General features: G+C 64.6%; 6 protein-coding genes. 3 read left to right on the top strand and 3 right to left on the bottom strand.

The features are described from left to right. The 3 genes from AX685_RS11910 to AX685_RS21635 all read right to left on the bottom strand — a co-directional run. Nucleotides 1-587: glycosyltransferase (locus AX685_RS11910; RefSeq protein ID WP_156445780.1), on the bottom strand; the 587-nt coding region annotated here is incomplete at its 3' end. Continuing rightward, on the bottom strand, nucleotides 584-1,690 hold the full coding sequence (locus AX685_RS11905) for a glycosyltransferase (RefSeq protein WP_082740848.1): 1,107 nt from the start codon (nucleotides 1,688-1,690) through the stop codon (nucleotides 584-586). The genes AX685_RS11910 and AX685_RS11905, both read right to left, overlap by 4 nt. Before the next feature lie 66 nt (nucleotides 1,691-1,756). Next, entirely contained in the window at nucleotides 1,757-1,927 is a 171-nt protein-coding gene (locus AX685_RS21635; RefSeq protein WP_156445779.1) for a hypothetical protein, read from the bottom strand. A gap of 66 nt (nucleotides 1,928-1,993) precedes the next feature. Here AX685_RS21635 and AX685_RS11900 point away from each other — a divergent pair, with 66 nt between their 5' ends. The 3 genes from AX685_RS11900 to AX685_RS11890 form a co-directional block, all read left to right on the top strand. Beyond that, a complete protein-coding gene (locus AX685_RS11900; protein WP_066488941.1) occupies nucleotides 1,994-2,176 on the top strand; it encodes a hypothetical protein in 183 nt (60 codons plus the stop codon). Nucleotides 2,177-2,521: 345 nt separating this feature from the next. Next, entirely contained in the window at nucleotides 2,522-3,430 is a 909-nt protein-coding gene (locus AX685_RS11895) for a LysR family transcriptional regulator (RefSeq protein WP_082740847.1), read from the top strand. A gap of 78 nt (nucleotides 3,431-3,508) precedes the next feature. Beyond that, on the top strand, nucleotides 3,509-4,092 hold a 584-nt coding region (locus tag AX685_RS11890), incomplete at its 3' end, for an SLC13 family permease (protein WP_269450484.1).

The following is a 4,092-nucleotide window of genomic DNA, read 5'->3' as shown; positions in this document are numbered from 1 at the left end:
CCGCCGGCACGGCGGTACAGGCCGACCGTCAGGGCCAGGCTGGCGCCGGTATGGTCGCCATGGCGCGGCGCCGGATCCCAGGGCAGCGGATCGATATGATCCTCGATCGCGCGAACGGCGTGCCAGTAAGCGTCGAACCGGCGTCGCATCTCCATCATGGCAGGCGTGGCGGCAGGATCCTCTTCGTCGATATCGATCCGGCCGCCGATGATATGATCGGGTGCGGAATGCTCCAGGTTCGCTGCCAGCCACTTTTCGGGTGGCCGGCAGTCGGCATCGGTGGAGATCAGCAGGGCATCGTCGCCGGCCAGAAGGCGCGCGCCCAGGTCCATCGCGCTTCTGCGCGCCGTGCCGGCATGGGCATCGTTCGGCGCGAATTGGCATTCCATGATCTCCAGCGCGTATCGCCCCCGCGCCGTTCCCGCCGCGGCGCGCGCGACCTCCGCTGTGCCGTCATCGCTGTTGTTGATGCACAGGGCGACGACGAACGGCTCGGCGACGGACTGCTGACCGAGCGCGCGGAGCAGGGTGGCGATATGATCGGCTTCGTTACGTGCGGGAATGCAGACGCACACCTGCCGCGTCATGCGACATGGGCCACGACCGGCATGGAAGCCGAGGTTGCGAAGGGCATGATCGCCGCCGTGCCGACCATCTCGGTGTAGAGCGCCTCGTAACGATCGACCATGTGTTCGGCATCGCAATGCTGCTCGGCATGGACGCGGCAGGCAGCGCGATCGAGCCGCATCGCGGCTTTCGCGGCTTCCGCAAGGGAGGCGATATCATCCGGCTCGGCCAGCACGCCGCACCCCGCATGGAGCAGGCCGGGCACGCCGCCCCGGCGATAGGCGGCGACCGGCGTGCCGCACGCCAGCGCTTCGGCCACCACCAGGCCATAGGGCTCTTCCCAACGCGGCGTGCACAATGCCGCGCGTGCCCCGGCGACGAGCCGTGCGAGGTCGCCATGCGCGAGATGTCCGACATGGACGGCGTCGCGGCCGAGCCGCGGCATGATGACGTCGCGATAATAGCGTTCGTCCGATATCGGGCCGGCGATCCGCAGCGCCATACCCGCCATGCGCGCGGCGTCGATCGCATGGTCGAGCCCCTTTTCGGGAACGATCCGGCCGTACCAGACCAGATAGGGGTCATCGTCCGGTCGAGCGCGCCCGGGGAATTGGCGAAGGTCGATGCCGTTGGGAATGACATGCCGCGCTGTCGCCACATGGCGCCACATGTCGGCCGTCGCCTGCGACACGGCGACGTAGCGCATATTGCCCCTGCCCAGCCTGATGCCGCTTTCCAGCCAGCAGAAGGGCGGCGTATGCAGCGTCGTCACCATCGGCGCGGGAACCGTGTCGGACATGCAGACCGGCAGATAATGCAGGCTGTTGTTATGGATGACATCGAACGACCGGCTGCGCAGATCGGTCATCAGGCGCAGATAGGCATGATGTTCGCGGAAGAAGGCGACGTCGCCCGCTTCGGCCACGCCGGTTTCCAGCAACGACGTTTCATCGCAGATCGCTTCCACGCCAAGGGCCGGGTCCGAATGGGTCGACGCAAACAATGTCACTTCATGGCCGCGTCCGCGCAGTGACCGGGCGAGCATATGCGTATGCATTTCCAGACCGCCGGCGAACGGTTGCCCGATCGCATATTTAAGGTGCGCGATGATCGCGATCTTCATGCTCGCCCTTCTCCTTGTCGCCCCGCGCACAAGGATCGCGACTGACCCACGCCCAACGTCTTAAAGTCAGTTGTTTTCCGCCAGCTTCCGGTTGGTCTCGCCTGTCCTGCCGTATTTTTCGTATTGATGTGAATCAACTGCGGGGGATAAGTTGATCCCGGTCAATGTTTCGTGGTCCGATTTGATCGGGATCAATAGACTGGCTATGCAACTTTCCCCTTCGGTCATGTCGATCAATACCGTGCCTATCGGAACCTGTGGGCGTTCTATTTCTTGTGTTTGCAGGCAATGAAGGAGTTCGTCATGAGCATCGAAGGCAAGGCCAGGGAAGCCGCAGGCTATCTTAAGGAAGAGGCGTTCGAGCACGGCACGTCGCCCGAAAGCCAGAGGAAAGCCGAAGAAGGCCGCGAACTGCGCAACGAAGGCAGGATCAAGGATGGCAAGGCGCCCAAGACAACCGAGCCGGGCACCGGCGCAAAAGACTGAGCGGGCCCCACCGGAAAAAGGCATCGAAGCGACTTCGGTGCCTTTTTTTATGGGAAACGGCACGGGATGGCGTCGCGGCATTTGGCGTGCTTAGCCGACACGCCGCTTTGGTCTGTTATCGACCATCGTCCCGTGCCGCGGCGATATGCCGGACCTGATACATTCGGCCACGCGCTTCTGATCGCGGCGTGATCAACCTGCAAGATTCCACTTATCCCCGCCGTGGGCCTGCGCAGACAAACCGGGCCGCCTCACACCCCCGCACCAACCCCCTGCAAAACGAGCGCCGCCAAAGAATAGTATGTGCTAGACGCTCCCGGCTCAGCGGAATCAGCACGGTGTGGAATGCGACGTAACCCAAGCCTGACAAGTCTTCGCCTCTTCATGCTGGTGGCGCATCACCGCAGTTTCAGTGAGACCGGGCGCATCGCCAACGTCTCGCAACCGGCGTTGAGCCGCACGATCAAGCTGCTGGAGGAGCAGTTGGGGAGCCGCCTGTTCGATCGGAACTCGCGCAATGTCGCGCTGACCAGCGCGGGCGAGGTGCTGTTGCCGGTCGTCGAGCGGCTGACCGCCGACTTCGACGATGCATTTTCCATGTTGGCGCGCACGTTCGACGGCGAACGCGGTCGCGTCGTGATCGGTGCGTTGCCGTCGGTCGCCGCCGGGCTGCTGCCGAGCGTGATCGCCCGCTTTCAACAAAGCCATCCTCAGGTCGAGATCGTCCTGCGCGATTACCTGTCCGGCGCACTCTACGAGCAGATGGAGGCGCGGCATATCGACCTGGCGATCACCACCCCGCCGGGCAACGACACCTTCCGCTTCGAACCGCTGATGGACGATCCAATGGTGCTGGCGGTGCGCCGGAACGGCGCGCTTGACAACGACCAGCCAGCCGCTTGGGCGATCTTCGCGGATCATCCCTTCATCGCGATGGCGCCGGACAGCAGCGTGCGCGTGCTGACCGACGCCGCCATGATCCGCGCAGGAGTCGCTGTCCGGCCACTCTACGGCTGCGCGCAGTTGGCGACGGTTGGCGCGCTGATCGAGGCAGGGCTGGGGATAACGGCGCTCCCGCGCTCCACGATCGGCATGCTCCACAGCGACATCATCGCGACGCGGCCGCTGGTTGCCCCGCTCGTCGAACGGACGATCGGCGTCGCGTGGCTGGCGAGCCGGACGTTGTCTCCGGCCGCCCAGGCGTTCCTGGATCACTTTCAATTGCCGGCGAAGTCGCCCGACCATTCCACATAGGGCATCGATCCATCAGATAATTAACATTGTCGAATGGCCCGACGCGCAACATGATGGCAGAAGCGCAAGGGGAGGATCATGCTGGCGATTGTCGGTGCATTGGCAATCCTGTCGCTGCTCGCCGCCATCCTATCGAACCGGGTATCACCGCTTCCAGCGCTGATCCTCGTGCCGGTGGTGGCGGCGTTGGTGGTGGGACTGGGCGCCGCGGTGCCTGGATACATCGTCGGGGGGATCGGCAAGATCTCGCCCGTCGCGGGGATGTTCGTCTTCGCGATCCTGTTCTTCGGGATCATGACCGATGCGGGGCTGCTTTCGCCGCTGGTCGGGCTGGTGCTGCGACTGGTCGGTGAGGATCCGCGTCACATTGCGGTCGGAACCGCGGCGCTGGCGCTGCTCATCCATCTCGATGGATCGGGTGCGGTCTGCTTTCTGGTCACCATCCCCGCGCTGCGTCCGCTGTACGATCGGCTCGGGATGGACCGGCGGGTATTGGCCTGCACTGCGTCGATGGCGGCCGGGGTCAATTTCCTGCCATGGACGGGCCCCACGCTGCGCGCCGCGGCGGCGCTCAAGGTGTCGCCGGCGCAGCTGTTTACGCCGATGATCGGGGTGCAGCTGGTCGGGCTCGCGTTCGTCTTCGCGGCCGCCTGGTGGCTGGG

This window comes from Sphingomonas sp. CCH9-F2 (assembly GCF_001556735.1).
GTDB classification, from domain to species: Bacteria; Pseudomonadota; Alphaproteobacteria; order Sphingomonadales; family Sphingomonadaceae; genus Sphingomonas; species Sphingomonas ginsenosidimutans.
Note: the sequence above shows the minus strand (reverse complement) of the source record. Positions and strands in the feature narration are given on the sequence as shown.

What these genes read in the sequence shown, in the direction of transcription:
- AX685_RS11905 (WP_082740848.1), bottom strand. Translation starts at nt 1,690, where the DNA reads ATGAAGATCGCGATCATCGCGCACCTTAAATATGCGATCGGGCAACCG.
- AX685_RS11900 (WP_066488941.1), top strand. Translation starts at nt 1,994, where the DNA reads ATGAGCATCGAAGGCAAGGCCAGGGAAGCCGCAGGCTATCTTAAGGAA.
- AX685_RS11895 (WP_082740847.1), top strand. Translation starts at nt 2,522, where the DNA reads ATGCGACGTAACCCAAGCCTGACAAGTCTTCGCCTCTTCATGCTGGTG.